The sequence below is a fragment of the Streptomyces sp. NPDC022910 genome, from assembly GCF_055561075.1.
The window spans coordinates 90985-116507 of sequence record NZ_JBVHHL010000017.1 but is presented as its reverse complement, the minus strand read 5'-3'; the positions used below and the strand labels follow the sequence as shown (position 1 = coordinate 116507).

25 protein-coding genes and 2 pseudogenes are annotated in these 25523 nt (G+C 70.1%); 18 read left to right on the top strand and 9 right to left on the bottom strand.

The features are described from left to right. Positions 1 to 3 precede the first annotated feature (3 nt). Both ACZ3TS_RS18675 and ACZ3TS_RS18670 read right to left on the bottom strand, forming a co-directional pair. On the bottom strand, positions 4 to 1020 hold the full coding sequence (locus ACZ3TS_RS18675; RefSeq protein ID WP_467619089.1) for an aldo/keto reductase: 1017 nt from the start codon (positions 1018 to 1020) through the stop codon (positions 4 to 6). Next, entirely contained in the window at positions 1017 to 1493 is a 477-nt protein-coding gene (locus ACZ3TS_RS18670) for a MerR family transcriptional regulator (RefSeq protein WP_467619086.1), read from the bottom strand. The genes ACZ3TS_RS18675 and ACZ3TS_RS18670 overlap by 4 nt, the downstream gene beginning before the upstream one ends. 96 nt (positions 1494 to 1589) lie before the next feature. On the opposite strand from ACZ3TS_RS18670, the gene ACZ3TS_RS18665 reads away from it, so the two are divergent. After that, positions 1590 to 2060: a GNAT family N-acetyltransferase gene (locus ACZ3TS_RS18665; protein ID WP_467619084.1), complete on the top strand. Its 471-nt coding sequence runs from the start codon at positions 1590 to 1592 to the stop codon at positions 2058 to 2060. A 19-nt stretch (positions 2061 to 2079) separates the two neighbouring features. Next, complete coding sequence (locus ACZ3TS_RS18660) at positions 2080 to 2904, top strand: serine hydrolase domain-containing protein (protein ID WP_467619082.1); 825 nt, start codon at positions 2080 to 2082, stop codon at positions 2902 to 2904. Here ACZ3TS_RS18660 and ACZ3TS_RS18655 read toward each other — a convergent pair. Next, positions 2901 to 3554 carry a pirin family protein gene (locus tag ACZ3TS_RS18655; protein ID WP_467619080.1) on the bottom strand — a complete coding sequence of 218 codons (654 nt, stop codon included), beginning with the start codon at positions 3552 to 3554 and terminating at the stop codon, positions 2901 to 2903. The genes ACZ3TS_RS18660 and ACZ3TS_RS18655 overlap by 4 nt on opposite strands. Before the next feature lie 81 nt (positions 3555 to 3635). Between ACZ3TS_RS18655 and ACZ3TS_RS18650 the strand changes: the two genes are divergently transcribed. The 5 genes from ACZ3TS_RS18650 (at position 3636) to fabF (ending at position 8637) form a co-directional block, all read left to right on the top strand. Continuing rightward, the gene (locus ACZ3TS_RS18650) at positions 3636 to 4841 is read left to right on the top strand and encodes a PucR family transcriptional regulator (protein WP_467619078.1); all 1206 of its coding nucleotides are present in this window, start codon (positions 3636 to 3638) and stop codon (positions 4839 to 4841) included. 89 nt (positions 4842 to 4930) lie between these two features. Continuing rightward, positions 4931 to 5845 (top strand): ACP S-malonyltransferase, encoded by a 915-nt coding sequence (locus ACZ3TS_RS18645; protein WP_467619076.1) that lies wholly within the window; start codon positions 4931 to 4933, stop codon positions 5843 to 5845. Between the two features lie 16 nt (positions 5846 to 5861). Next, entirely contained in the window at positions 5862 to 6893 is a 1032-nt protein-coding gene (locus tag ACZ3TS_RS18640; RefSeq protein ID WP_467619074.1) for a beta-ketoacyl-ACP synthase 3, read from the top strand. A gap of 103 nt (positions 6894 to 6996) precedes the next feature. Continuing rightward, a complete protein-coding gene (locus ACZ3TS_RS18635) occupies positions 6997 to 7245 on the top strand; it encodes an acyl carrier protein (protein WP_043440034.1) in 249 nt (82 codons plus the stop codon). Positions 7246 to 7365: 120 nt separating this feature from the next. Further along, positions 7366 to 8637, top strand: a complete 1272-nt coding sequence (gene fabF / locus ACZ3TS_RS18630; protein WP_467619071.1) for a beta-ketoacyl-ACP synthase II — start codon at positions 7366 to 7368, stop codon at positions 8635 to 8637. Between the two features lie 97 nt (positions 8638 to 8734). Here the strand turns inward: fabF and ACZ3TS_RS18625 are convergent, their stop codons facing one another. Then, a complete protein-coding gene (locus ACZ3TS_RS18625; protein WP_467619069.1) occupies positions 8735 to 9229 on the bottom strand; it encodes a DUF3145 domain-containing protein in 495 nt (164 codons plus the stop codon). Between the two features lie 239 nt (positions 9230 to 9468). Between ACZ3TS_RS18625 and ACZ3TS_RS18620 the strand changes: the two genes are divergently transcribed. Both ACZ3TS_RS18620 and ACZ3TS_RS18615 read left to right on the top strand, forming a co-directional pair. Further along, the gene (locus ACZ3TS_RS18620; RefSeq protein ID WP_467619068.1) at positions 9469 to 10371 is read left to right on the top strand and encodes an SGNH/GDSL hydrolase family protein; all 903 of its coding nucleotides are present in this window, start codon (positions 9469 to 9471) and stop codon (positions 10369 to 10371) included. A gap of 10 nt (positions 10372 to 10381) precedes the next feature. Further along, complete coding sequence (locus ACZ3TS_RS18615; protein WP_467619067.1) at positions 10382 to 11356, top strand: aldose epimerase family protein; 975 nt, start codon at positions 10382 to 10384, stop codon at positions 11354 to 11356. Between the two features lie 81 nt (positions 11357 to 11437). On the opposite strand, the pseudogene ACZ3TS_RS18610 reads toward ACZ3TS_RS18615, so the two are convergent. Then, positions 11438 to 12214, bottom strand: a pseudogene (locus ACZ3TS_RS18610) (glycoside hydrolase family 3 C-terminal domain-containing protein); the annotation flags it as partial. On the opposite strand from ACZ3TS_RS18610, the pseudogene ACZ3TS_RS18605 reads away from it, so the two are divergent. Next, a pseudogene (locus ACZ3TS_RS18605) lies at positions 12203 to 12394 on the top strand (pyroglutamyl peptidase); the annotation flags it as partial. The pseudogenes ACZ3TS_RS18610 and ACZ3TS_RS18605 overlap by 12 nt on opposite strands. A gap of 152 nt (positions 12395 to 12546) precedes the next feature. On the opposite strand, the gene ACZ3TS_RS18600 reads toward ACZ3TS_RS18605, so the two are convergent. The 3 genes from ACZ3TS_RS18600 to ACZ3TS_RS18590 form a co-directional block, all read right to left on the bottom strand. Continuing rightward, positions 12547 to 13338: an EI24 domain-containing protein gene (locus ACZ3TS_RS18600; RefSeq protein WP_467619064.1), complete on the bottom strand. Its 792-nt coding sequence runs from the start codon at positions 13336 to 13338 to the stop codon at positions 12547 to 12549. Between the two features lie 142 nt (positions 13339 to 13480). Beyond that, positions 13481 to 13951 (bottom strand): hypothetical protein, encoded by a 471-nt coding sequence (locus ACZ3TS_RS18595; protein WP_467619062.1) that lies wholly within the window; start codon positions 13949 to 13951, stop codon positions 13481 to 13483. A 135-nt stretch (positions 13952 to 14086) separates the two neighbouring features. Then, positions 14087 to 15109, bottom strand: a complete 1023-nt coding sequence (locus tag ACZ3TS_RS18590; protein ID WP_467619060.1) for an NADP-dependent oxidoreductase — start codon at positions 15107 to 15109, stop codon at positions 14087 to 14089. Positions 15110 to 15209: 100 nt separating this feature from the next. On the opposite strand from ACZ3TS_RS18590, the gene ACZ3TS_RS18585 reads away from it, so the two are divergent. Beyond that, positions 15210 to 15644, top strand: coding sequence for a MarR family winged helix-turn-helix transcriptional regulator (locus tag ACZ3TS_RS18585; RefSeq protein WP_467619058.1), 435 nt, complete (start codon positions 15210 to 15212; stop codon positions 15642 to 15644). A gap of 172 nt (positions 15645 to 15816) precedes the next feature. On the opposite strand, the gene ACZ3TS_RS18580 is transcribed toward ACZ3TS_RS18585, so the two are convergent. Continuing rightward, positions 15817 to 16581 (bottom strand): SCO2400 family protein, encoded by a 765-nt coding sequence (locus tag ACZ3TS_RS18580; protein ID WP_467619055.1) that lies wholly within the window; start codon positions 16579 to 16581, stop codon positions 15817 to 15819. 266 nt (positions 16582 to 16847) lie between these two features. Here ACZ3TS_RS18580 and ACZ3TS_RS18575 point away from each other — a divergent pair, with 266 nt between their 5' ends. The 7 genes from ACZ3TS_RS18575 (at position 16848) to ACZ3TS_RS18545 (ending at position 25461) form a co-directional block, all read left to right on the top strand. Next, a complete protein-coding gene (locus ACZ3TS_RS18575; RefSeq protein WP_467619053.1) occupies positions 16848 to 18005 on the top strand; it encodes a mandelate racemase/muconate lactonizing enzyme family protein in 1158 nt (385 codons plus the stop codon). Positions 18006 to 18036: 31 nt separating this feature from the next. Continuing rightward, positions 18037 to 19041: a zinc-dependent alcohol dehydrogenase gene (locus ACZ3TS_RS18570; protein WP_467619051.1), complete on the top strand. Its 1005-nt coding sequence runs from the start codon at positions 18037 to 18039 to the stop codon at positions 19039 to 19041. Between the two features lie 121 nt (positions 19042 to 19162). Continuing rightward, on the top strand, positions 19163 to 20128 hold the full coding sequence (locus tag ACZ3TS_RS18565) for a hypothetical protein (RefSeq protein ID WP_467619050.1): 966 nt from the start codon (positions 19163 to 19165) through the stop codon (positions 20126 to 20128). A 48-nt stretch (positions 20129 to 20176) separates the two neighbouring features. Beyond that, positions 20177 to 21286 carry a multiple monosaccharide ABC transporter substrate-binding protein gene (gene chvE, locus ACZ3TS_RS18560; RefSeq protein ID WP_467619048.1) on the top strand — a complete coding sequence of 370 codons (1110 nt, stop codon included), beginning with the start codon at positions 20177 to 20179 and terminating at the stop codon, positions 21284 to 21286. Between the two features lie 41 nt (positions 21287 to 21327). Next, positions 21328 to 22878 (top strand): multiple monosaccharide ABC transporter ATP-binding protein, encoded by a 1551-nt coding sequence (gene mmsA, locus ACZ3TS_RS18555; RefSeq protein WP_467619047.1) that lies wholly within the window; start codon positions 21328 to 21330, stop codon positions 22876 to 22878. Beyond that, complete coding sequence (gene mmsB, locus ACZ3TS_RS18550) at positions 22875 to 24119, top strand: multiple monosaccharide ABC transporter permease (protein ID WP_467619044.1); 1245 nt, start codon at positions 22875 to 22877, stop codon at positions 24117 to 24119. Before mmsA ends, mmsB begins: the two co-directional genes overlap by 4 nt. A gap of 184 nt (positions 24120 to 24303) precedes the next feature. Then, a complete protein-coding gene (locus ACZ3TS_RS18545; RefSeq protein WP_467619042.1) occupies positions 24304 to 25461 on the top strand; it encodes an aldose epimerase family protein in 1158 nt (385 codons plus the stop codon). Positions 25462 to 25523: the final 62 nt, after the last annotated feature.

Genomic DNA, 25523 nt, shown 5'->3' with positions numbered 1-25523 from the left:
GAGTTACTCCCGTCCCGCCGACGCGAACGTCATGTCGGGATAGCGGTCGCCCGCCACCCTGGCGGCGATCGGTTCCAGCAGGGCCAGGTCGTCGGCGGTCAGGACGATGTGTGTGGCCGCCACGTTCTCCTCGACGCGCGAGCGCTTGGTCGTGCCCGGGATCGGGACGACCGGCAGACCGTGCACCGTGGCCTGCTGCTGGACCCAGGCCAGCGCGATCTGCGCAGGCGAGGCCCCGTGCGCCTCGGCGACGGCACGGATCGGCTCCAGGAGCGCCACGTTGGCGGCCGCGTTCTCGCCCGTGAAGCGGGGCATCGTACGGCGGAAGTCCTGGTCCGTGAGATCGGTGTCGGCGTTGGAGAAGGAGCCGGTGAGAAAGCCGCGGCCGAGCGGTGAGTACGGCACCAGGGCCACGCCGAGATCCTTGGCGGCCGGCACCACGTGTGCCTCGATGTCCCGGCTGAAAAGCGACCATTCCGACTGCACCGCGGCGATCGGGTGGACGGCCTGGGCCGCGCGCAGTTCACCGGCCGTCACCTCGCTCAGCCCGAGGTGCTTGACCTTGCCCTCGCCCACCAGCTCCGCCATGGCGCCGACGGTCTCCTCGATCGGCACGTTCACATCGCGGCGGTGCATGTAATAGAGGTCGATCACGTCGACGTCCAGGCGCCTGAGGCTGGCCTCGATGCAGTCGCGGATGTACGGCGGGTCGTTGCGGATGACACGCTTGTACGGTGCGTCCGGCGGCGACGAGATCGCGAACTTCGTGGCGATGACCACCTCGTCACGGTGCGCCTTGAAGAAAGACGACAGGAACGTCTCGTTCTCCCCGGCGCCGTACGCGTCCGCCGTGTCGTAGAGCGTGACACCCAGCTCCAGCGCCCGCTCCAGGGTGGCGCGCGACTCCCCGGCGTCCGAGGGGCCGTACGCCCAGCTCATGCCCATGCAGCCGAGGCCCTGCACCCCGACCTCGGGGCCGCCCTCGCCGAGCTGCACCTGCGCGATCCTGCTGTCCGTCATCGGGGCCTCTCCGACGCCAGGGCGCGCCCGGCGTCCCCATAGAAATCGATCTTGCGGTTGAGTACCGCGAGCGTGTCCTGGAGCTCCGCGATCCGGGCGAGTACGTCCGTGCGGGTCGCCTCCAGGAGTTCATAGCGTTCGGCGTACGTATGGTCCCCGGCGCGCACCAGCTCCGCGTAGCGCACCATGTCGGCGACGGGCATACCGGTGAGCCGGAGCTTGCCGACGAGGTCGAGCCAGTCCAGGTCAGCGTTGCAGTAGCGGCGCTGGCCGGTGTGCGAACGGTCCACGTGGGGCATCAGCCCGATGCGCTCGTACCAGCGGAGGGTGTGCGCCGTCAGGCCGGTGAAGGCGACGACCTCGCTGATGGTGTAACTGTCCTGCCCGTCGGGCCGAGGGTGCCGCTCGGGCGGTACGGAGCAGACGTCGGTCCCGTTTTCGGCCGCCTCGGCCAAGGTCTCCATCACCGTCATGACCCCAACGCTAAAACCTTGGAGTGCACTCCAAGCAAGCGGAATCAGGTGAAAATGGCGAGACCCGAGCGGGCGGCCGTGACTAGCGTGCGTCTCATGAGTCTCGTACGCCGGGCCGTGCCCGAGGACGCCGAAGAACTGCTGCGACTGCGCCAGGTGATGCTGGATTCCGTCTTCTCCACCGATTCCGCCACCCAGTGGCACGCGGATTCCCTGCCGACCGTACGCCGCCGGCTCGCCGACCCGGAGGGCGCTTTCGCGGCGTTCGTCATCGACCATCCCCAGCGGCCGGGGGCGCTCGCGGCGCTGGTGGCCGGGACGATCGAATACCGGATCGGGCGGGCGGGCAACCCGCACGGCCGGGTGGGGTACGTCTTCAGTGTCGCCACCGATCCCGGCGCACGCCGCCGCGGCCACGCCCGCGCCTGCATGGAGACGTTGCTGGACTGGTTCCGAGAGCAGGACGTCCGGCAGGTCGATCTGAACGCGTCCGCCGAGGCCGAGCCGCTCTACGCGTCCCTGGGTTTCGTCCGCAAGCCGGACCCCTCGATGCGGTTGCAGCTGTGAGCCGCTTAGGCTCGGAAGCATGTCCTTGCAAAGTCTGGCGCTGATCGAGAACTGGCCCGTCCCCACCGCCGCCGCGGCGGTCGTCCGCGCCGACGGCACCGTGCTCGGCACACACGGTCCGGTCGACCACCGTTTCCCACTGGCCTCGGTCACCAAGCCGCTCGCCGCCTACGCGGTGCTCGTCGCGTACGAGGAGGGCGCGATCGAGCTGGACGAGCCCGCCGGGCCGCCCGGCTCCACGGTCCGTCACCTGCTCGCGCACACCTCCGGACTGGCCTACGACGAACACCGCGTGACGTCGGCGCCCGGGGAGCGGCGGCTGTACTCGAACGCCGGGTTCGAGGTGCTGGGTGACCATGTGGCGAAGGCGACGGACATCCGGTTCTTCGAGTACGCGCGGCAGGCGGTCCTGGAGCCGCTGGGCATGGCCTCGACGAGCCTCGACGGCTCCCCGGCCAAGGACGGCGTCTCGACGGCCGCCGACCTCGTGCGGTTCGCGGCGGAGGTGCAGGCGCCACGTCTGCTGGACGCGCGGACGGTGGCGGAGGCGATGACGGTGCAGTACCCCGGCACGAAAGGCGTCCTGCCCGGGTACGGGCACCAGAACCCCAACGACTGGGGACTCGGCTTCGAGATCCGTGACTCCAAGTCGCCGCACTGGACGGGCACTTCGTCGTCCCCGCGCACATTCGGGCACTTCGGCCAGTCGGGGACGTTCGTATGGATCGACCCGGACTCCGGGGTGGCCTGCGTGGCGCTGACCGACCGCGCTTTCGGGCCGTGGGCGATCGAGGCGTGGACGCCGTTCACGGATGCGGTGCTGGCGGAGCTCCGCGGGCGTTAGGCCATCTCCCACATCAGCAGCTCCGCCTCCGTCACACCCACCGCTTCCAGGTCCTTCGCGCCCGTGATCCGCGCCGCGTCGCCCGGGCCCAACTCCTCGCCGTCCACGTGCACTTCGCCGCGCACCACATGCACGTACGCGTACGCCGCGTCCGGCACCGCTGTGCGTTCGCCCGCCCCCAGGCGGCGTACGTGGAGCATCGCGCCGGCCTCCGGGACCGCGTACGGTGTGGAGTCCGCGATGCCGTGGACCACCTCGTACGCGGGGTCACCGCCCGGTTCCAGGGGGGCCAGCCACATCTGGACGAAGACCAGCGGGACGTCGGCGTCGTTGCGCTCCACGTGGCGGACGCCGCCCGCCGCGCTCAGGCGCTGGACGTCGCCGGGGCGGATCACCGATGTGCGGCCCGTCGAGTCACGGTGGGTCAGCTCGCCCTCCACCACCCACGTGACGATCTCCGTGTGGCTGTGCGGGTGCTCGTCGAAGCCCGCGCCGGGTGCGAGCCGCTCCTCGTTGCACGCGATGACGGCGCCGAAACGAAGGTGGTCCGGGTCGTAGTGCGGGCCGAAGCTGAAGGCGTGCAGGGACTCGATCCCTGCGGCCGGGTCCCCTCCGCGGTAGCGCTCACCGGCGCGCCGTACGTCCATCACAGCCCCCACGGTAGCCCCGTGGTCCCCTCCCTCCGGGACCCCCACCACACGGTCCCGGCCCGATAAGGCAGTCTTGTCCCCGTGCCCCAACCCGAAGCCAGCCACACCGGACACGCAGTGCACTCCGTCCATCCGCACGCCGCGACGCTGAAGCGGCTGGAGAAGTCCTCCGGAAGCCTCGCCGCGCAGGCCATCGCGCGCATGGACGAGACACTGCCGTGGTACCGGGCCATGCCCCCGGAGAACCGCTCCTGGATCGGTCTGGTGGCCCAGGCGGGCATCGCCGCCTTCACCGAGTGGTTCCGGCACCCCGACGCGCCCCAGGCCATCTCCACCGATGTCTTCGGCACCGCCCCGCGCGAACTGACGCGCGCCATCACCCTGCGCCAGACCGTGGAGATGGTGCGGACGACCATCGAGGTCATGGAGTCCGCCATCGACGAGGTGGCCGCTCCCGGTGACGAGTCCGTGCTGCGCGAGGCACTCCTCGTGTACGCCCGTGAGATCGCCTTCGCCACCGCCCAGGTCTACGCGCAGGCCGCCGAGGCGCGCGGCGCCTGGGACGCCCGGCTCGAGTCACTCGTCGTCAACGCCGTGCTCAGCGGGGAGGCCGACGAGGGAGCCGTCAGCCGGGCCGCGGCGCTCGGCTGGAACTCGCCCGAACATGTGTGTGTGGTGCTGGGTACGGCGCCCGACGGTGACAGCGAGTTGACGGTCGAGGCCATCCGGCGGGCCGCCCGGCACGCCAAGCTCCAGGTCCTCACGGGTGTGCTCGGGGACCGACTCGTGGTGATCGCAGGGGGCAGCGACAACCCGCTCGCCGTCGCCAAGTCGCTGATCGGGCCGTTCGCGGCCGGACCCGTCGTCGCCGGATCCGTCGTGCCCGATCTGCTCGCCGCGACCCGCTCCGCGCAGGCCGCCGCCGCGGGCCTGAAGGCATGTTCTGCCTGGCAGGACGCACCGCGCCCGGTACTGGCGGAGGATCTGCTCCCAGAGCGCGCGATCGCCGGTGACCCGAGCGCGCGCGAGCAACTGGTGGAGGAGATCTACAGACCGCTCGAGGAGGCCGGCTCGGCGCTCCTTGAGACCCTCAGCGTGTATCTGGAGCAGGCGTCCAGTCTCGAGGGTGCGGCCCGGATGCTCTTCGTTCACCCGAACACCGTGCGCTACCGGCTCCGACGTGTGACTGACGTCACCGGCTGGTCGCCCTCTGATGTACGCTCCGCGTTCACGTTGCGGATCGCACTGATCCTGGGGCGGCTGACCGACGGAGATCCTCAGACCTAGTCTTTTGTCGGGGGCCCACAAAACCCCTTGCTGTTCTTCGTCCCTGTCCCCACGGGCGGCGCTGGCCGTCCCCAAGAGAGAGTGTGAGAGTGCTCGTACTCGTCGCTCCCGGCCAGGGCGCCCAGACGCCCGGCTTCCTGACTCCTTGGCTCGACCTTCCCGGCGCCGCCGACCGCATCGCCGCCTGGTCGGAGGCCATCGGGCTCGACCTCGCCCATTACGGCACCCAGGCCGACGCCGACGCCATCAGGGACACCGCTGTGGCCCAGCCGCTGCTGGTCGCCGCCGGCCTGCTGTCCGCGGCGGCACTGGGTGACATCCTCCCCGGGGCCGTCGCCGGTCACAGCGTCGGCGAGATCACCGCGGCCGCCTTCGCGGGCGTACTGGACGACGCGGGCGCACTGACGCTCGTCCGCCGACGGGGCCTGGCGATGGCCGAGGCCGCCGCCATCACGCCCACGGGCATGTCGGCGCTGCTCGGCGGCGACCCCACGACGACGATCCCGCACCTGGAGAGGCTGGGTCTGACCCCGGCGAACGTGAACGGCGCAGGGCAGATCGTCGCGGCCGGCACCCTGGAGCAGCTCGCCGCCCTGGAGGCGGACAAGCCCGAAGGCGTGCGCCGTGTCGTCCCGTTGAAGGTGGCGGGCGCTTTCCACACCCACCACATGGCCCCCGCGGTCGACGCCCTCTCGCAGGCCGCCGAGGCGCTGACGCCCGCGGAGCCGAAGGTCACGTACGTCTCGAACAAGGACGGGCAGGCCGTCGAGACCGGCGCCGAGGTGCTGCAGCGCCTGGTCGGCCAGGTCGCCAACCCGGTCCGCTGGGACCTGTGCATGGAGACCTTCGAGAAGCTGGGCACGACCGCGCTGATCGAGGTGTGCCCCGGCGGCACCCTGACCGGCATCGCCAAGCGAGCGCTGCCCGGCGTCGCGACCCTGGCCCTGAAGACCCCTGACGACCTCGACGCGGCTCGCGATCTCATCGCCGAGCACAGCGCCTGATTAGGAGCCCGAGAGCATGTCGAAGATCAAGGCACGGAAGGGCGCTCCGTACGCGCGCATCCTCGGCGTCGGCGGCTACCGCCCGGTCCGGGTGGTGCCCAACGACGTGATCCTGGAGAAGATCGACTCCTCCGACGAGTGGATCCGCTCCCGCTCCGGCATCGAGACCCGGCACTGGGCCAACGAAGAGGAGACCGTCGCCGCGATGTCCATCGAGGCGTCCGGCAAGGCGATCGCCGACGCCGGGATCACCGCCGAGCAGATCGGCGCGGTCATCGTCTCCACCGTCTCGCACTTCAGCCAGACCCCGGCCGTCGCCACCGAGATCGCCGACAAGCTCGGTACGGACAAGGCCGCCGCGTTCGACATCTCGGCCGGCTGCGCGGGCTTCGGCTACGGCCTCACGCTCGCCAAGGGCATGATCGTCGAGGGGTCCGCGGAGTACGTCCTCGTCATCGGCGTGGAGCGCCTCTCGGACCTGACGGACCTGGAGGACCGGGCCACCGCCTTCCTGTTCGGCGACGGTGCGGGCGCGGTCGTCGTGGGCCCGTCCCAGGAGCCGCACATCGGCCCGACCGTGTGGGGCTCGGAGGGCGACAAGTCCGAGACGATCAAGCAGACCGTGCCGTGGAACGAGTTCAGGCTCGGCGATGTCTCAAAGCTCCCGGTCGACAGCGAGGGCAACGTCAAGTTCCCCGCGATCACCCAGGAGGGCCAAGCGGTGTTCCGCTGGGCCGTGTTCGAGATGGCGAAGGTCGCCCAGCAGGCGCTGGACGCGGCCGGGATCACCGCGAACGACCTGGACGTCTTCATCCCGCACCAGGCGAACGTGCGGATCATCGACTCGATGGTGAAGACTCTCAAGCTGCCGGAGCACGTCACGGTCGCCCGCGACGTGCGCACCACCGGCAACACCTCGGCCGCCTCGATCCCGCTCGCGATGGAGCGGCTCCTGGCGACCGGCGAGGCGAAGAGCGGCGACACCGCGCTCGTCATCGGCTTCGGGGCGGGTCTCGTGTACGCCGCGACGGTCGTTACCCTCCCCTAGGCACTCCGTGCCGGATCATGCGGTCCGGTACGGGAACTGCAGACACCTGCCGCTGACGCGGCGGGCGCCACACCCTCTGGATATCTACGAAGGAGCGCCTCACATGGCCGCCACTCAGGAAGAGATCGTCGCCGGTCTCGCCGAGATCGTGAACGAGATCGCCGGGATCCCCACCGAGGACGTCCAGCTGGACAAGTCCTTCACCGACGACCTGGACGTCGACTCGCTGTCCATGGTCGAGGTCGTCGTCGCCGCCGAGGAGCGCTTCGACGTGAAGATCCCGGACGACGACGTCAAGAACCTCAAGACCGTCGGTGACGCTGCCGAGTACATCCTCAAGCACCAGGCCTGATCAACCGATCACCTGGGCAGACAGCCCAACGCCGGGCCGGTGGCCCGGCTTTCGGGCCGTCGCCACGCCACCCGGCGGTGGCGCCGCTGAATCCTCGTATCCGTTGGAGAAAGAATTCCCGTGAGCTCGACCAATCGCACCGTGGTCGTCACCGGTATCGGCGCAACCACACCGCTGGGTGGCGACGCGGCCTCTACCTGGGAGGGCCTGATCGCCGGCAAGTCCGGTGTCGGCCCCCTCGAGCAGGAGTGGGCAGCCGAGCAGGCGGTCCGCATCGCCGCGCAGATCGCCGTGGAGCCGTCCGAGGTCATCCCGCGGCCCCAGGCCCGCCGTCTGGACCGCTCCGCGCAGTTCGCGCTGATCGCCGCCAAGGAGGCCTGGGCCGACGCCGGTTTCACCGACAAGGCGGGCGAGGACGCGCATGTCGACCCCGACCGTCTCGGCGCGGTCATCGCCTCCGGCATCGGCGGCGTGACGACCCTCCTCGAACAGTACGACGTGCTGCGGGAGAAGGGCGTCCGCCGTGTCTCCCCGCACACCGTGCCCATGCTGATGCCGAACGGCCCGTCCGCCAACGTGGGCCTGGCCGTGGGCGCCCGCGCGGGCGTGCACACCCCGGTCTCCGCCTGTGCGTCGGGCGCCGAGGCCATCGGCTACGCCATCGAGATGATCCGCACCGGCCGGGCCGACGTCGTCGTCGCCGGCGGTACGGAGGCGGCGATCCACCCGCTGCCGATCGCCGCGTTCGGCAACATGATGGCGATGTCCAAGAACAACGACGACCCGCAGGGTGCCTCGCGTCCCTACGACGTCGACCGCGACGGTTTCGTCCTCGGCGAGGGCGCGGGCGTCCTGGTCCTGGAGTCGGCCGAGCACGCCGCGGCGCGCGGCGCCCGTGTCTACGCCGAGGCGGTCGGCCAGGGCATCTCGGCCGACGGCCACGACATCGTCCAGCCGGAGCCCGAGGGCCGCGGCATCTCGCACGCCCTGCAGAACCTGCTCGACAACACCGATCTGGACCCGTCCGAGGTCATGCACGTGAACGCACACGCCACCTCCACGCCGGCGGGTGACGTGGCCGAGCTGAAGGCGCTGCGCAAGGTCTTCGGCGACGACGCGGACCACATCGCGGTCTCCGCGACCAAGTCGATGACCGGTCACCTGCTCGGTGGCGCGGGCGGCGTGGAGTCGGTGGCGACCGTGCTCGCGCTGTACCACCGCCTCGCCCCGCCGACGATCAACGTCGACAACATCGACCCTGAGGCCGAGGCCAACGCGGACGTCGTCCGCGGCGAGGCCCGCAAGCTGCCGGTCGAGGGCCGTATCGCCGCGCTGAACGACTCGTTCGGCTTCGGCGGCCACAACGTCGTCCTGGCGTTCCGCACGGTCTGACGTCGGCCGTCTCCGTCACACGGCTGGAGGGCCCCCACCGTTCGGTGGGGGCCCTCCAGCCGTCGTCGGGTGCTCTTCAGCGGTCGTCGCGTGCTCTTCAGACGACCTGGTGCAGCCACCTCACCGGCGCGCCCTCGCCCGCGTACCGAAACGGTTCCAGCTCGTCGTCCCACGGCTTACCCAGCAGTTTGGCGAGTTCGGCCTCCAGGTCCGTCTCGCCGCGCTGGGAGCGCACCAGGGCGGCGCGCAGCCGGTCCTCGGGGATCAGGATGTCGCCGTGGATGCCGGTGACGGCATGGAAGATGCCGAGGTCGGGGGTGCAGCTGTAGCGCTCGCCCTCGGCGGTCGGGCACGGTTCCGCGGTGACCTCGAAACGCAGCAGCTGCCAGCCGCGCAGGGCGGAGGCGAGCTTGGAGGCGGTGCCGACCTCGCCCTGCCAGGAGAACTCGGACCTCCAGGTGCCCGGGGCGGCGGGCTGCCGGATCCAGTCGAGGTTGACGCGCGTGCCCAGCACGCCCGCGACTGCCCACTCGACGTGCGGGCACAGTGCGCGTGGCGCGGAGTGCACGTACAGGACTCCACGTGTCGTCACCTGAACCTCCGGGCAGACCGCGACATCTTGTAACTTTACGGAACGGGTGTGGCAGGGCGGCCACGGGGCGAGGCTACCGTGCGGCGGCGCAAGGAGTGTGACGTACCGTCGGTCCGGACGGCCGTAAACTCCGAGGTTTCACCCAAGGGGACGCGCGGCTGACCCAGCGTGTTCGACGCGCTGCCGAACGAGGGCGTCCACGGATCGACCGACCGTGGACAACGAAGGAGGGGCCAGGGATGCGGAAGCGAAGCCACCGCACACGGGCCGTCGTCGCGGTCGCGGCGGCGGCCGTCCTGGGACTCGCCGGGTGCGACGCCTCCGGTGGCGGCGAGGCCGCTCCGCAGGCCACCACGGCGAAGTCGAAGCCGACGCCGAAGCCGGCCCTGCTCTGGGACCCTTCCCCCGGCTCGATCGCCGCGGTCGGCGACTCCATCACGCGCGGCTTCGACGCGTGCACCGTGCTGTCCGACTGCCCCGAGGTGTCGTGGGCGACGGGGAGCGACGCCGAGGTCGACAGCCTCGCCGTGCGGCTGCTCGGGGTGACCGGGGCCGCGCTCAACAGCTGGAACTACGCGGTGACCGGGGCCCGGATGTCCGACCTGGCCGGACAGATGGCCCAGGCGGCGCAACAGAGGCCGGATCTGGTGACGGTGATGGCCGGGGCCAACGACGCCTGCCGCTCCTCCGTCTCCGCGATGACCTCGGTGGCCGACTTCCGCGCCGGGTTCCAGGAGGCCATGGACACCCTGCGCGAGTCGCTGCCCAGGACACAGGTGTACGTCTCCAGCGTGCCGAACCTGAAGCGGCTGTGGTCGCAGGGCCGCACCAGCCCGCTCGGCAAGGAGGTGTGGAAGCTCGGTGTCTGCCCGTCGATGCTGGGCGACGCGGACGCGCTGGACGCGGCGGCCACGCAGCGGCGCGACAAGGTGCAGGCCCGCGTGGAGGCGTACAACCGGGTCCTGAAAGAGGTGTGCGCGAAGGACCGGCGGTGCCGCTTCGACGGCAACGCGGTCTTCGACTACCGCTTCGGCACCGACCAGTTGAGCCAGTGGGACTGGTTCCACCCGAGCAGGAACGGTCAGGCACGACTCGCCGAGATCGCCTACCGCACCGTCACGGCGAAGAATCCCGTGACCTAGGGTTTCCCACATGAGCGAACCTTTCGGCACACTTTCCGACGGCACTCCGGTCCACCGCTGGACACTGGAGCGGGACGGGGTACGGGTACGTGTCCTGTCGTACGGCGGGATCGTGCAGTCGGCAGAGGTCCGGGACCGGGACGGGCGCCCCGCGAACGTGGTGCTGGGCTTCCCGGACCTCGACGGTTACACGGACCATCCGGAGCCGTATCTGGGTGCGCTGATCGGGCGGTACGCCAACCGCATCGCGGGCGCCCGCTTCCCCCTCGACGGCCGGACCTACGCGCTCGAACCGAACAACGGACCGAATTCGCTGCACGGCGGTGCCCGGGGCTTCGACAAGCGCGTGTGGGACGTGGAGCCGGTCGAGCACGGCGTACGGCTGTCCCGGGTGAGCCCGCACGGCGAGGAGGGCTTCCCGGGCCGTCTCCGGGTCTCGGCGACCTACACCCTCGACGCGGGCGGCGCGCTGCGGATCGCGTACGAGGCGGTCACCGACGCCCCGACCGTGGTCAACCTGACCAACCACTCCTACTGGAACCTGTCCGGTTCGGGGCACGCGGGCGGGCACGAACTGCGGATCGCCGCCTCGCGGATCACCCCGGTGGACGGGGAGCTGATCCCGACCGGTGAGCTGGAGGACGTCGACGGCACGCGCTTCGACTTCCGGACGGCGCGGAAGACCGGCTCCGGGTACGACCACAACTTCGTGCTCGACAAGGGCCTGACAGCCACCCCGGTCGAGGTCGCCGAGCTGCACGATCCGGCGTCCGGGCGGGTGCTGACCGTGGCGACGACCGAGCCCGGACTCCAGCTCTACACCGCGGACCACCTCGGCGCCCCCTTGGCCCCCGGCGACGGGATCGCCCTGGAGACGCAGCACTTCCCGGACTCCCCGAACCGCCCGGAGTTCCCGAGCACGCGACTCGGCCCCGGTGATGTGTACCGCTCGGAGACCGTGTACGGCTTCGGGGTGCGGGGGTAGCCGGTCGCCGTCGGGCCACGAGCCCCGGTCCAGGGGTCAGGTCCCGGACCGGGGCTGCTCGTGGGGATACCTGCTCCCGGGTCAGACGTTAATCGTCGCCGTGACCTGGCGGTCCGCGATCGAGCGTCCGGCCTGGATCTCGTACGAACCCTTCACAAACGACCATGCGTTCGCGTTCTCGTCCCAGGTCTCGAAGGCGCGCCGGGGCAGTTCGACGACGGCTTCGACGCTCTCGCCGGGGGCCGCCTCGACGCCCGCGAAGCCGGCCAGCCGGCGGGCGGGTCGCCCGGCGCGCGGGCTCGGCAGGAGCCAGGTAGACCTGGACGACCTCACGCCCGGCGCGCGGGCCGGAGTTGCGGACGCGGACCTTCCCCGTCGTGTCCTCCACCTCGACCGGCTCGCGCGACCAGTCGGTGTAGCCGAGGCCGTGGCCGAAGGCGTACGAGGAGGTCCTCCCCGCCTTCTCCCAGGCGCGGTAGCCGATGAACACCCCCTCGCTGTAGGCGAGCCGGCCGTCGTGCGGGGCCACCTGGGTGACCGGGGCGTCGTCGAGCGGGCCCCAGGTGGTGGGCGGGCGGCCCCCCGGTTCATGCGCGCCGGTGAGGACATCGGCGAGCGCGGCGCCGCCTCCTGGCCGGGGAACCAACTCAGCAGCACGGCCGCGACCTCCTCGCGCCACGCCAGCTCCACCGGAGAGCCGGAGTTGACGACCACGAGGGTGCTCGGGTCGACGGCGGCGACGGCGCGGATCAGGTCGTCCTGGCGTCCGGGCAGCCGGAGGTCCTTGCGGTCGGAGCCCTCGGACTCGACGCGCTCGGTGGTGGCGGCCACGACGACGGTGGCCGCGTTCCGGGCGGCCATGTCCACACGCCGGTCCGGCAGTTCGGGAAGGGGAGCACCGATCCGGCGACCGGAACGGTCACCGACCCCGAGTTCGTACAGAACCGGCTCGACACCATCGCTCAGGTGAGGGCCATCGTGACGGTCGCGGCGAACGCGACGTTCGGCGTCAGTGCTGCGGGGCGAGCACGAGGCTGACGCCGGGCCCGGCCAGGACGGGACCGATGACCTTGTCGAGGATCTTCCGGCCGCGCAGCATCAGCGGGTGGCTGTTGCGGACGATCACGGTGAAGTCCGCGCCGGGGCGACGAAGGCCGCGATGGTGATGACGGCCACGGCGAGCACCTGTGTCACGGGGTGGCTTCCTCCTCCTCGACGGTGTTCTCGCTCCCGGCCGTCTCCTCGCCCAACAGTTCGCGAGCCAGCAGCGTGGCGCCCGCGACCGCGCCCGGCATCAGGAAGACGGCGACGAAGGGCACGAGGAAGACGAGGCCGAGGGGTGTGCCGAAGCCCCAGACGAGCAGCTTGCGAGAGCGCAGCAGGGTGAGGCGCTCGCGGAGTTCGACGCCGCGGCGCTGGAGGGCGACGGAGGTGAGTTCCTCGGAGAGGAAGAAACCGGTGACGAAGAAACCGATCACCGGGACGACGGTCTGGCCGACGAACGGGAGGAAGCCGAGGGCGAAGAGGAGGACCCCCCAGAGCGCGGCGCGGACGAGGACGCGGAGGCTGTCACGGGCCGATATCCACAGCTCGCGGGGGAGGGGCAGGTCCGACCGCGGGGCCGTGCCGTCCGGGGAGACGTCGCGGTCGACCCTCTCCGAGAGGCTCTCGTAGAAGGGCTGGCCGACGAGAAGGGTGGCGGCGGTGAAGGTGAGGACGGCCAGGAGGAGGGCGAGGGCGAAGAGGACGGCGGTGAGGAAGCCGCGGAAGAGGCCGAGCCAGGGGCTCGGCCAGCCGTCGGCGAAGGGGGTGGCCCAGGTGACGGCGTCCTCGCCCCACAGGGTCAGGGCGACCAGGGCCGCCGCGTACAGGACGAGGGTTATCAGCCCCGGCAGCAGACCGAACCCGTACTGTCTGCCGTGCCGGGCCACCCACCGCTGGCCCCTCAGGAGATGACCGAATCCCGCCCCAAGATCACGCATGGGGAAACTCTAACGGTGCCGTGGGACGCCGCCAGGTCCTGTCGTCAACTCCCGTCGTCCGCCCACCGGGCAGGCGGGGAGCTCGACGACAGGGCCTAAGCCGGTGTCACGGCCACCACGACCCGCTGCTCCGCCGCCGGGCTCACGGCTGCCGACACCCGTACCGCCGTCGCCCTCGCGACGCGGCCCTGCGGGAGGCCGCGGACAGGAGCAGCGGTTGGATCTGCTCCAGGCCCGCGACCAGCAGCTCCTCACCCGCCAGCAGCAGTGGGCGGGCCGCCTTCGTCGCGGCCGCCGCCGCTTCCGTGAGGTCGGCCAGGGCTGGCAGGGTGGCGCGGGCCACGGTCGCTCCCGCGGCCGCCGCCCGTTCCACAAGGCCCACCTGGAGCGGCATCAGGGGTGCCGACGCCGAGGTCAGCGCGTCGGCGGTGCGGGTCAGTTCGGGCGCCGCGTCCCGCAGCACCTCCGCCGCGGCCCGGATCAGCGGCGTGAGAGCGAGGAGCGTGCCCGCCGCGAGGCCTGCCGCCGCGGGCAGCAGCCGGGCGCTCGCGTCCACCAGCTCCCCCAGAACCGTCGCGGCCTCCTCCACCGCCGGTTCCAGCGCGTCGAGCACCGGCAGCAGGCTGTCGCCCAGCGCGGCCAGGAGTGCCTGCGCCCAGAAGCCCCGCCGGGCGGGCGGGGCTTCCGACGGGCGGGCGGGGCTTCCGACGGGCGGGCGGGGCTTCCGACGGGCAGGCCGGGGCGGGCGTCAGAGCTTGACGATCATCTTCCCGATGTTGTCGCCGCGCAGGACGCCGAAGAACGCCTCCAGGTTGTTCTCGATGCCCTCGACCACGGTCTCGCGGTACTTGAGCTCGCCGGAGCGGACCCAGGAGCCGACCTCCTCGACGAACTGCGGCTGCAGGTCGTAGTGGTCGCCGACCAGGAAGCCCTCGATGCGGCCACGGGTCTGGATGAGCCGGGCGAGGTTCTTCGGGCCGGGCGCGGGCTCGGTGTTGTTGTAGACGGAGATCATGCCGCAGACCGCGATGCGGCCGCCCCGGTTCAGGGAGCCGATGGCGGCCTCCAGATGGTCGCCGCCGACGTTGTCGAAGTACACGTCGACGCCGTCCGGGGCGGCCTCGCGCAGCTGCTGAGCCACCGGCCCGTTCTTGTAGTTGAAGGCCGCGTCGAAGCCGTACTCCTCGACCAGGAGCTTGACCTTCTCGTCGGAGCCGGCGGAACCGATGACCCGGGAGGCGCCCTTGAGCTTGGCGATCTGGCCCACCTGGCTGCCGACGGCACCGGCCGCACCCGACACGAAGACGGAGTCGCCCTCCCCGAAGGCGGCGGTGCGCAGCAGACCGGCGTAGGCGGTGAGCCCGGTCATGCCCAGCACACCCAGGTAGGTGGACAGCGGCGCGGCTTCGGGATCGACCTTGACGGCCTGCCCCGCGTCCACGATCGCGTACTCGCGCCACCCGAAGAAGTGCAGGACGTGGTCGCCGGCCTGGATTCCCTCGGCGTGGGAGACGACGACCTCGCCGACCGCGCCGCCCTGCATCGGCTGGTTCAGCTCATAGGGGGCGACGTACGACTTGGCGGCGCTCATGCGGCCACGCATGTACGGGTCGACCGAGACGTACTTGTTGCGCACGAGCACCTGGCCCTCACCCGGCTGCGGGACCTCCGCCTCGACGAGGGCGAAGTCCTCGGGCTTGGGCCAGCCGACCGGGCGGCTGACCAGGTGCCATTCGCGGCTGACGGCGGGGAGGCTGGGGGTGTCGGTCATGGCGCCTTTCCTCAGGGCTGCGGCTCAAGCACTTCAGTACCTGAAACAACCATGCGCCTGAATATTTCAGGATGTCAAGTAAAGAGGTAGCCTGGACGCCATGGTCACGCAGAAGACACCCCGCATAGACCCCCTGACCCTGGAGGTCGTGGAGCTCATCGGCACGGTCGTGGCCCGCTACCACGAGGAGTACGAGGAGGCTGCGGCCGGGCACGCGCTGACCGGGGCGCAGGCACGGCTGCTGAGCCTGCTGGCGCTGGAGCCGCTGCCGATGCGGCGGCTGGCGCAGAAGCTGAAGTGCGAGCCCTCCAATGTCACCGGGATCGTGGACCGGCTGGAGGCGCGGGGCCTGGTGGAACGCCGCCCGGATCCGGCGGACCGCCGGGTGAAGCTCGCGGCGGCGACGGAGGAGGGCCGCCGGGTGGCGCGCGGCCTGCGCGATTCCCTGAACTTCGCCCGCGAACCCCTCGCGGGGCTGTCCGACGACGAACGTCTGTCCCTGCGGGACCTCTTGCTCCGCATGCTGGAGGCGTAGGACACCGCGCGGCCGGGGCTTCGCCTTCAGACTCCCCACCGAAGACGGCGGGCGGCCGCGACACGGCCGAATGCACGGCCCCCCACCCCGGTGCGCCCCGCAACGGACCGGCAGCCGCCCGCGGACCCCAGCCCCGAACCACCCGGGGCGCACCCGCTCACTCCGCGGAGCGCTACGTGCACCACCACAAAAAGCGATTGCACGTTTTCGTTGGCGACGGTTTGGGCGTGGGGCTCGCCGCCGGCGGGTTCGTCGACGGGGCCGTGCTCGGCGCCGTGGTCGTCGTCGCCGTGGGGGCCGGTGGAGTGCGGCCCGGCAGGCCGGTCGCGGTTGCCGACGGCGTGCCCTCGGCCTTCTTCTTGTCGGACTTCTTGTCCTTGGCGGACTCCGACGCCGACGGAGAAGCGGAGGCCGACGCCGACGCCGAGGTCGCCCCGGCCACGCCGCCATCCGGCGGCGTGGCGGTCTGCGTCGCGGAGGAGGCCGCCCCGTCCGCCGTGGCGTCCCCGGCGGCCGCGGTCTGCGGGGTGGTTCCCGGCGCCTCGATGCCGAGTTCGGCGAGGCTCAGGCCACCGGCCGCCAGCAACAACCCGGCACCCACGAACAGGGCGCGCCGCCGGCGCCGCCGGTGCGCGGCGGCCTTGCGGTCGCGACGCCCGGCCCGTGTCCCGGGACCGCCGTCACGGTCGCCGGACGCCGCGCGTCCCTTCCCCCGTCGCCGGTTCTGCGCCCGCCCGGGCCGCACGGCCTCGTCCTCGTCCGGGTCCTCTGCCTCGTCGGAAGCGTCGGTACCGTCCGTACCGTCGTGCCCCTCGTAACCGTCGGTGACGGCACGCGCGTCGCCCTCGTCCGCGTGCAGTTCTTCGACCGGTGTGCCGCACCCCGGGCAGGCGAGGGCGCCGTTGAGGTGCCTTCGGCACGGGAGGCAGTAGTCCATGACGCGGGAAGACTAAGTTCCTCGCAGGTAACGTTCCTAGTGGCTGCTGTGAAAATTGTGTGGGGAACTACCCGCCGCGGCGTGGCAAGTTGAGCACAAGGCGTCGCAGAGTTGGCGAAACCCTTGCCGAAACCGTTATGCGTTCGACCCATTGACACCCCCGCCGCCGCCTCCTTACTGTCACGCCAACATTTCGAACGTGTGACGAAATTTCGAACACCGCTTGAGCCGACGAAGCACCGACGAAGCAACAAGGGGCAACTGCCGTGCGCATCACCGGAATCAGCACTCACGTGGTCGGGACGCCGTGGCGCAACCTGACATACGTGCAGGTGCACACCGACGAGGGCATCACCGGAGTCGGCGAGACCCGGATGCTGGGCCACACCGACGCGCTGATCGGCTATCTGCGGGAGGCGGAGGCCAATCACATTCTCGGCTCCGACCCCTTCTCAGTGGAAGACCTCGTCCGCCGGATGAAGTACGGCGACTACGGACGCGCCGGCGAGATCGTCATGTCCGGCATCGCGGTCGTCGAGATGGCCTGCTGGGACATCAAGGGCAAGGCCCTCGGCGTCCCCGTCTGGCAGCTCCTCGGGGGCAAGGTCACCGACAAGGTCAAGGCCTACGCCAACGGGTGGTACACCACCGAGCGGACCCCGGAGGCGTACCACAAGGCCGCGCAGGAGGTCATCGCCCGCGGCTACAAGGCGCTCAAGATCGACCCCTTCGGCACCGGCCACTTCGAGCTCGACCACGAGCAGACGCTCTACTCCGTCTCCCTCATCGAGGCCGTCCGCGACGCCATCGGCCCGGAGGCCGAGCTGATGCTGGAGATGCACGGCCGTTTCTCCCCGGCCACCGCGGTCCGGCTCGCCCGCGAGCTCGCTCCGTTCAAGCCGGCCTGGCTGGAGGAGCCGGTCCCGCCGGAGAACCTCAAGGCCCTGGAGAAGGTAGCCGCCAAGGTGGACATCCCGGTCGCCACCGGTGAGCGCATCCACGACCGCATCGAGTTCCGTGAGCTCTTCGAGAGCCAGGCCGTCGACATTCTCCAGCCCGATGTCGGCCACATCGGCGGCATCTGGGAGACCCGGAAGCTGGCCGCCACGGCCGAGACCCACTACATGCTGGTCGCCCCGCACAACGTGGGCGGGTCCGTCCTCACCGCCGCCTCCCTCCAGGTCGGCTTCACCTCCCCGAACTTCAAGGTCCTCGAGCACTTCAACGACTTCGCCGACGCGGAGATCAAGAAGGTGGTCAAGGGCGCGCCGCAGGTCGTCGACGGCTACTTCCACCTCTCCGAGGCACCTGGCCTCGGGGTCGAGCTGGACACCGACGCGGCGGCCGAGTTCCCGCAGCAGCAGGCCCGCTTCGACCTGTGGGCCGACGGCTGGGAGCAGCGCAGGCCCAAGGGGACGAAGTGAGCATCCGGCAGCGCGCTTCCAAGGAGACACGATGAGCACCGCGGTCGTCATCGAGGCACCGGGCGCGCACCGCCTGGTCGCCCACGAGCCCGTGGCGCCGGGTCCCGGAGAGGCGCTCGTGCGCGTGCACGCCGTCGGCATCTGCGGCAGCGACCGCGAGGTGTACCAGGGCAACCGGCCCGAGGGGTACGTCCGTTATCCGCTCATCCCAGGCCACGAGTGGTCCGGCACGGTCCAGGGGGTCGGTGCCGGGGTGCCCGAGGCGATCGTCGGCCGCAAGGTCGTCGGGGAGGGCTTTCGCAACTGCCAGGTCTGCGACCGCTGCCACGCGGGTGAGACGACCCTGTGCACGTCGGGGTACGAGGAGACGGGCTTCACGCAGCCGGGCGCGATGGCCCCCACGCTCACGCTGCCGGCCCGCCTGCTGCACGTCCTCCCGGACGACGCCGACCTGACGGCGGCGGCCCTTCTGGAGCCCGCCGCCTGCACCGCGGCCGCCGCGCTGAAGGCGAGCGCGCAGCCCGGCGAGCGGGTCGCGGTCGTCGGCACCGGCACCCTCGGCATGTTCGCCGTGCAGTTCCTGAAGGCCCTCTCCCCGGCCGAGCTGCTGGTCGTCGGCACGCGCAGCGACCGCGAGCAGCTGTCGCGGCAGTTCGGCGCCACCGACTTCCGCACCAAGGACCGGTTTCTCCCCGACGACTTCGACGTCGTCATCGAGACCGCCGGGTCCGCGTCCGCCGCGCGCACTGCCGCCTCCCTGCTCAGGCGCGGCGGACGCCTGGTCCTCACGGGCATCCCGGCGCCGGGCGCCGAGGGCCTCGACCCCACCGATCTGGTCGTACGGCAGCTGGAGGTGCACACCGTGTTCGGGGCGCCGCCGGACGCCTGGGCGCACACGGTGCGGGTCTTCGGCGCCGGACTGCTCGATCCGTTGCCGCTGGTCACACACGAACTGCCGCTCGACGGGTTCCCGCAGGCCATCGAGCTGGTGGGGTCCGGCGATCCAAAGGTCGGAAAGGTCTTGCTGCGGCCGTGACACCTCCGAAGCCGTACGCCGGTACGGAGTTACCTGACGAGCTCCGTACCGGCGTACCCCAAGCTCTTTCACACCCTGAGCCGCGAACATTGTCCGAAGTACCGAACATGAAGGACCCCCTGTGACCGACTCCGCTACGGCAGCCCGCAGGCCCGGTGAGCAGGCGCTCGCCGCGCTCGGCCTGGGCGCGCCAGCCCTCTCCCCCGCCGACGCCTCGCCGCACACCTTCCCCGGAGGCGGCCGCTGGCGCACCGAGATCCCCTCGTGCGAGGGACCCGAGGCGCTGGCAGTGGTCCTCAAGGAGTCCTCCCGCCTCGACGTGCCGATCCACCGGATCAGCCAGGGCAGTGGCGTGTGGATGCTGACCGACGCCGAGATCACCGAGATGGTCGAGGCCACCAGCGAGTGTGACATCGAACTGTGCCTGTTCACGGGGCCCCGCGGCACCTGGGACATCGGCGGCTCCGTACGCTCCGACTCGCGCGGGGCGGGCCTGAGGGCCCGCGGCCACGACGCCGTGGCCGGCTGCGTCGAGGACGCCGTCCGGGCCACGGAGCTGGGCGTCAAGTGCCTGCTCGTGGCCGACGAGGGCGTGCTCTGGACGCTGCACCGGGCGCGCACCGCGGGGATCATCCCGGCCGACACCACCCTCAAGGTGTCCGCGCTCGTCGGCCCGGTCAACCCGGTGTCGTACTCCGTCTTCGAGCACCTGGGCGCCGACTCCGTCAACGTGCCCAGCGACCTGACGCTCGATCACCTCACCGAGATCCGGCGGGTTTCCGCCGCCCCCATGGACATGTACATCGAGGCCCCCGACGACCTCGGCGGTTATGTGCGGATGTACGAGGTCGCCGAGCTCATCCGGCGAGGCGCACCGCTGTATCTGAAGTTCGGTCTGTCCAAGGCGCCCGGGATCTACCCGTACGGCACCCACATGCGGGACCTGACCCTGGACACCGCCCGGGAGCGGGTGCGGCGCGGCCGGCTCGCTCTCGACCTGCTCGCCCGGCACGGCGCGGACGGCGACATGGCGCCGCTCGGCTCCCGGCTGCCCGGCCCGCTGCACCGTTTCCCCACCGGCTCCTGACCGCCGGCCGCCCCCTCTCAACGACGAGAAGAACAAGGACTGATCACCATGCGTACTCGCAGAGCCGCTCTCGCCGCGATAGCCGGAGCCGCCTCCCTCGCCCTCACCCTGTCCGCCTGCGGCCAGAACAGCGAGGGCGGCAGCAACGAGGACAAGGGCAGCGCCAAGGGCGGAACCATCGGCATCGCGATGCCGACCAAGTCCTCCGAGCGCTGGATCGCCGACGGCAACAACGTCGTCAAGAACCTCCAGGCCAAGGGCTACAAGACCAAGCTGGTCTACGGCGAGGACGACCCGGACACCCAGGTCTCGCAGATCGAGAACCTGATCACCCAGGGAGTCAAGGGCCTCATCGTCGCGGCCATCGACAACAAGTCCCTGAACAACGTCCTCCAGCAGGCCGCCGACGCGAAGATCCCGGTCATCGCCTACGACCGTCTCATCCTCGGCACCAAGAACGTCGACTACTACGCCTCCTTCGACAACACGAAGGTCGGCGAGCTTCAGGCCAACTACATCGTCGACAAGCTCGGCCTGAAGAACGGCAAGGGCCCCTTCAACATCGAGCTGTTCGCCGGCTCCAACGACGACAACAACACCAAGTACTTCTTCAACGGTGCGATGAGCGTCCTGAAGCCGTACATGGACAGCAAGAAGCTGGTGGTCAAGTCCGGCCAGACCGCCCTCAACCAGGTCACCACCCTGCGCTGGGACGGCGCCACCGCCCAGAAGCGCATGGACGACGTCCTCACGTCCGCGTACAAGAGCGCCAAGGTCGACGCGGTCCTGTCGCCGTACGACGGCATCTCCATCGGCATCCTGTCCTCGCTGAAGTCGGACGGCTACGGCTCCAAGAGCAAGCCGCTGCCCGTCGTCACCGGCCAGGACGCCGAGCTCGCCTCAGTGAAGTCGATCATCGCGGGTGAGCAGACGCAGACCGTCTACAAGGACACCCGCAAGCTCGCCGAGGTCGCCTCGACGATGGTCGACGACGTGCTCAACGGCAAGAAGCCCGAGGTCAACGACACCAAGACCTACGACAACGGCACGAAGGTCGTCCCCGCCTACCTGCTGCAGCCGGTGAGCGTCGACAAGACCAACTACGAGGAGGTCCTGGTCAAGGGCGGCTACTACACGGACGCCGAGCTCAAGAAGTGACCGTCGCGTTCCCTGACCCCAACTGACTGGAAGGCACGACCATGGCGGGACCCGTCCTGGAAATGCGCTCGATCGTCAAGACCTTTCCCGGCGTCAAGGCGCTGTCGGACGTCACTCTGACCGTCCGTCAGGGCGAGGTCCACGCCATCTGCGGGGAGAACGGCGCCGGAAAGTCCACCTTGATGAAGGTGCTCTCCGGCGTCCATCCGCACGGCACCTACGAGGGTGAGATCCTCTTCGACGGAGAGGTCTGCCACTTCAAGGACATCCGGGCGAGCGAGCAGCACGGCATCGTCATCATCCACCAGGAGCTGGCACTGGTGCCGTTCCTGTCCATCGCGGAGAACATCTTCCTCGGCAACGAACACGCCACGCGCGGGTTCATCAACTGGAACGACACCCTCAAGCACGCCACCGAACTGCTGCGCCGCGTCGGCCTCGACGAGCACCCGGAGACCCGCGTCGCCGACATCGGCGTGGGCAAGCAGCAGCTCGTGGAGATCGCGAAGGCGTTGTCGAAGTCGGTGAGGCTGCTCATCCTCGACGAACCGACGGCGGCCCTGAACGACGAGGACAGCGGCAAGCTCCTCGATCTCATCCTGGAGTTGAAGAACCAGGGCATCACCTCGATCATCATCTCTCACAAGCTGAACGAGATCCGCCGGGTTGCCGACTCGGTGACCATCCTGCGCGACGGGCGCACCATCGAGACGCTCGACGTGAAGGCTCCGGAGACGACCGAGGAGCGGATCATCGCCGGCATGGTCGGCCGCGACCTCGACCACCGCTTCCCCGAGCGCACCCCGCACGAGGCGGAGGAGGGTGCGGCTCCGGCGCTGGAGATCCGCAACTGGACCGTGTTCCACCCGATCGACCAGCAGCGCAGGGTCGTCGACGACGTGTCGATCCAGGTGCGCCGCGGTGAGATCGTCGGCATCGCGGGGCTGATGGGCGCCGGGCGCACCGAGCTGGCGATGAACGTCTTCGGGCGCACCTACGGCCGGTACGCGGGCGGCACGGTCCTCAAGGACGGCAGCGAGATCCGTACGAAGACCGTCGCCGAGGCGGTCGAGCACGGCATCGCGTACGTCACCGAGGACCGTAAGCACTACGGTCTCAACCTCATCGACACGATCAACCGAAACATCTCGCTGACCGCGCTGAACAAGGTCGCGAGGCGGGGTGTCGTCGACGAGCACGAGGAGCGGCAGGTCGCCGAGGGCTTCCGCAAGTCCATGAACATCAAGGCGCCGACCGTCTTCGAGCCGGTGGGCAAGCTGTCCGGCGGCAACCAGCAGAAGGTCGTCCTCAGCAAGTGGATCTTCTCGGGCCCGGACGTACTGATCCTGGACGAGCCCACGCGCGGCATCGACGTGGGCGCCAAGTACGAGATCTACACGGTCATCGACCAGCTGGCCGCCCAGGGCAAGGCGGTCGTCTTCATCTCCTCCGAGCTGCCCGAGCTGCTCGGCATGTGCGACCGCATCTACACGATGGCCGCAGGAAGGCTGACCGGTGAGGTGCCACGGGCCGAGGCCACGCAGGAAGTGCTGATGCGCCATATGACAAAGGACAAAGAGGTAACGCGATGAGCACGGATGTGACCGCCAAGACCCCGGCCCCCGCGCCGCCGGGCAAGAGCGGATCGGCCACCGGCGAGGGCCTGCTCCAGCTGATGCTTAACGGCCTGCGCCGCAACATGCGGCAGTACGGCATGCTGATCGCGCTCGGTCTGATCGTCGTCCTCTTCGCGATCTGGACCGACGGGGACCTGCTGCTGCCGCGCAACGTCTCCAACCTGGTGCTGCAGAACAGCTACATCCTGATCCTCGCGATCGGCATGATGCTGGTGATCATCGCCGGGCACATCGACCTGTCCGTCGGCTCACTGACGGCCTTCGTGGGCGCCTTCGCGGCCGTGCTGACGGTCAGCCACCATGTGGCGTGGCCCATCGCCCTGGTGCTGTGCCTGCTGGTGGGCGCGGTGGCGGGCTCGGTCCAAGGGTTCCTGATCGCCTATCTGGGCATACCGTCGTTCATCGTCACCCTAGCCGGGATGCTGCTCTTCCGCGGTCTGACGGAGATCCTGCTCAAGGGGCAGACCCTCGGCCCGTTCCCGGACGGGCTGCAGAAGATGGGCAACGGCTTCCTGCCCGAGGTCGGCCCGAACACCAACTACCACAACCTCACACTGCTCCTCGGCATCGTCCTGATCGCCGCCGTGGTGTGGCAGGAGGTGCGGGACCGGCGCAGGCAGCAGGAGTTCGCCCTGGGCGTGCTGCCCGGGCGGCTGTTCGCGCTGAAGCTCGTCGCCCTGGTCGCCGCGATCCTCGTCCTCACGCTGCTGCTCGCCAGCTACAAGGGCGCGCCGATCATCCTGATCATCCTCGGCGTCCTGGTGGTCGGCTACGGCTATGTCATGCGCAACGCCGTCTTCGGCCGCCACATCTACGCGATCGGCGGCAACCTGCCGGCGGCGAAGCTGTCCGGCGTCAAGGACAAGAGGGTCACGTTCCAGGTGTTCCTGAACATGGGCGTGCTCGCGGCCCTGGCGGGTCTGGTGGTCGCCGCCCGCCTGAACGCGGCCTCGCCGAAGGCCGGCGTGAACTTCGAACTCGAAGCGATCGCCTCGTCGTTCATCGGCGGCGCGTCCATGAGCGGCGGTGTGGGCACCGTTCTCGGCGCGATCATCGGTGGTCTCGTCCTCGGCGTGCTGAACAACGGCATGAACCTCCTCAGCGTCGGCACCGACTGGCAGCAGGTCATCAAGGGCCTGGCCCTGTTGGTGGCAGTCGGCTTCGACGTGTGGAACAAGCGCAAGTCCGGTTCGTAAGTCAGCTCGGGCCCCGCCGATCCGCGGGGCCCTTCAACCTCCGTTGGGCAAGTGAGCCGAAGGGGCGCGCCGGTGTCGAGAGTGCGAGTGAGCGGAGGCCCGAAGGGCTGAGCACGGACGGTCTCTCGACACCGGCTCAGGCGCCCCGGAGGCGACCGAGCCACAAAACAAAGGGGAGCCGCACATGGAACTGAACAGACGCACGGTCATCGCGGGGGCCGCGGCCGCCGGCATCGCCGCGACCACCCTCGGCACGGGCACGGCCCAGGCCGCCGCCTCGGGAATCAGGAAGCCGGTGAAGGAGCTCTTCGGCACGCTGGCCGACGGCATCAAGGTCCACCGCTGGTCGCTGGAGAACGGCGGAACCCGCCTGAAGGTCCTCTCCTACGGCGGCATCGTCCAGTCCCTGGAGATCCCCGATCGGCACGGCCGCTACGCCAACGTGTCGCTGGGCTACGACAACCTCGCGTCCTACGTCGCCGGCACCACCTTCTTCGGCGCCACGATCGGCCGCTACGGCAACCGCATCGCCAAGGGCCGGTTCACCCTCGACGGCAAGACCTACCAACTCTCCGTCAACGACGGCGTCAACAGCCTGCACGGCGGCGCCAAGGGCTTCAACACCAAGGTGTGGGACGTCGAGGGCTTCACCTCCGGCTCCGACGTCGGCCTGCACCTGTACTACACGAGCGTCGACGGCGAGATGGGCTACCCCGGCACGCTCAAGACAAAGGTGACGTTCACCCTCGACCGGCACGGCGACTGGCGCATCGACTACGAGGCGACCACCGACAAAGCCACCGTCGTCAACCTCACGAACCACACGTACTACAACCTCGCGGGCGAGGGCACCGGCGGCATCTACGACCACGAACTCACGCTGCACGCCGCCCGGTACACCCCCACCGACTCCGGCCTGATCCCCACCGGGGAACTGGCCAAGGTCGCGGGCACCCCCTTCGACTTCCGCCACGCCAAGCCGATCGGCCGGGACATCCGCATCGGCCACACGCAGCTGGTCACCGCCAAGGGCTTCGACCACAACTTCGTCCTCGACAAGGGCGTGACCGCCAAGCCGCAGCACGTGGCGACCCTGCGTGACCCGAAGTCCGGTCGCACCCTGAAGATCGCCACGGATCAGCCGGGCGTGCAGTTCTACTCGGGCAACTTCCTCGACGGCACGCTGGTCGGCCCCTCCGGACACACCTACCGGCAGGGCGACGGCCTGTGCCTGGAGACGCAGCACTTCCCGGACTCGCCGAACCAGCCGTCGTTCCCCTCGACCGTGCTGCGGCCCGGGCAGACGTACCGGACGACGACGATCCACTCGTTCAGCGCGTAACGCTCCACCAGCGGGACCGGTTCCCGAAGTCACGCAATTTTCACACCGGTTGAACAGCGCCA

Coding starts and splice junctions, on each gene's coding strand:
- mmsB (WP_467619044.1), top strand. CDS start 22,875: ATGAGCACGGATGTGACCGCCAAGACCCCGGCCCCCGCGCCGCCGGGC.
- ACZ3TS_RS18570 (WP_467619051.1), top strand. CDS start 18,037: ATGAGCACCGCGGTCGTCATCGAGGCACCGGGCGCGCACCGCCTGGTC.
- ACZ3TS_RS18620 (WP_467619068.1), top strand. CDS start 9,469: ATGCGGAAGCGAAGCCACCGCACACGGGCCGTCGTCGCGGTCGCGGCG.
- ACZ3TS_RS18635 (WP_043440034.1), top strand. CDS start 6,997: ATGGCCGCCACTCAGGAAGAGATCGTCGCCGGTCTCGCCGAGATCGTG.
- ACZ3TS_RS18600 (WP_467619064.1), bottom strand. CDS start 13,338: ATGCGTGATCTTGGGGCGGGATTCGGTCATCTCCTGAGGGGCCAGCGG.
- ACZ3TS_RS18665 (WP_467619084.1), top strand. CDS start 1,590: ATGAGTCTCGTACGCCGGGCCGTGCCCGAGGACGCCGAAGAACTGCTG.
- ACZ3TS_RS18660 (WP_467619082.1), top strand. CDS start 2,080: ATGTCCTTGCAAAGTCTGGCGCTGATCGAGAACTGGCCCGTCCCCACC.
- mmsA (WP_467619047.1), top strand. CDS start 21,328: ATGGCGGGACCCGTCCTGGAAATGCGCTCGATCGTCAAGACCTTTCCC.
- ACZ3TS_RS18590 (WP_467619060.1), bottom strand. CDS start 15,109: ATGACCGACACCCCCAGCCTCCCCGCCGTCAGCCGCGAATGGCACCTG.
- chvE (WP_467619048.1), top strand. CDS start 20,177: ATGCGTACTCGCAGAGCCGCTCTCGCCGCGATAGCCGGAGCCGCCTCC.
- ACZ3TS_RS18585 (WP_467619058.1), top strand. CDS start 15,210: ATGGTCACGCAGAAGACACCCCGCATAGACCCCCTGACCCTGGAGGTC.
- ACZ3TS_RS18670 (WP_467619086.1), bottom strand. CDS start 1,493: ATGACGGTGATGGAGACCTTGGCCGAGGCGGCCGAAAACGGGACCGAC.
- ACZ3TS_RS18615 (WP_467619067.1), top strand. CDS start 10,382: ATGAGCGAACCTTTCGGCACACTTTCCGACGGCACTCCGGTCCACCGC.
- ACZ3TS_RS18545 (WP_467619042.1), top strand. CDS start 24,304: ATGGAACTGAACAGACGCACGGTCATCGCGGGGGCCGCGGCCGCCGGC.
- ACZ3TS_RS18640 (WP_467619074.1), top strand. CDS start 5,862: ATGTCGAAGATCAAGGCACGGAAGGGCGCTCCGTACGCGCGCATCCTC.
- ACZ3TS_RS18675 (WP_467619089.1), bottom strand. CDS start 1,020: ATGACGGACAGCAGGATCGCGCAGGTGCAGCTCGGCGAGGGCGGCCCC.
- ACZ3TS_RS18580 (WP_467619055.1), bottom strand. CDS start 16,581: ATGGACTACTGCCTCCCGTGCCGAAGGCACCTCAACGGCGCCCTCGCC.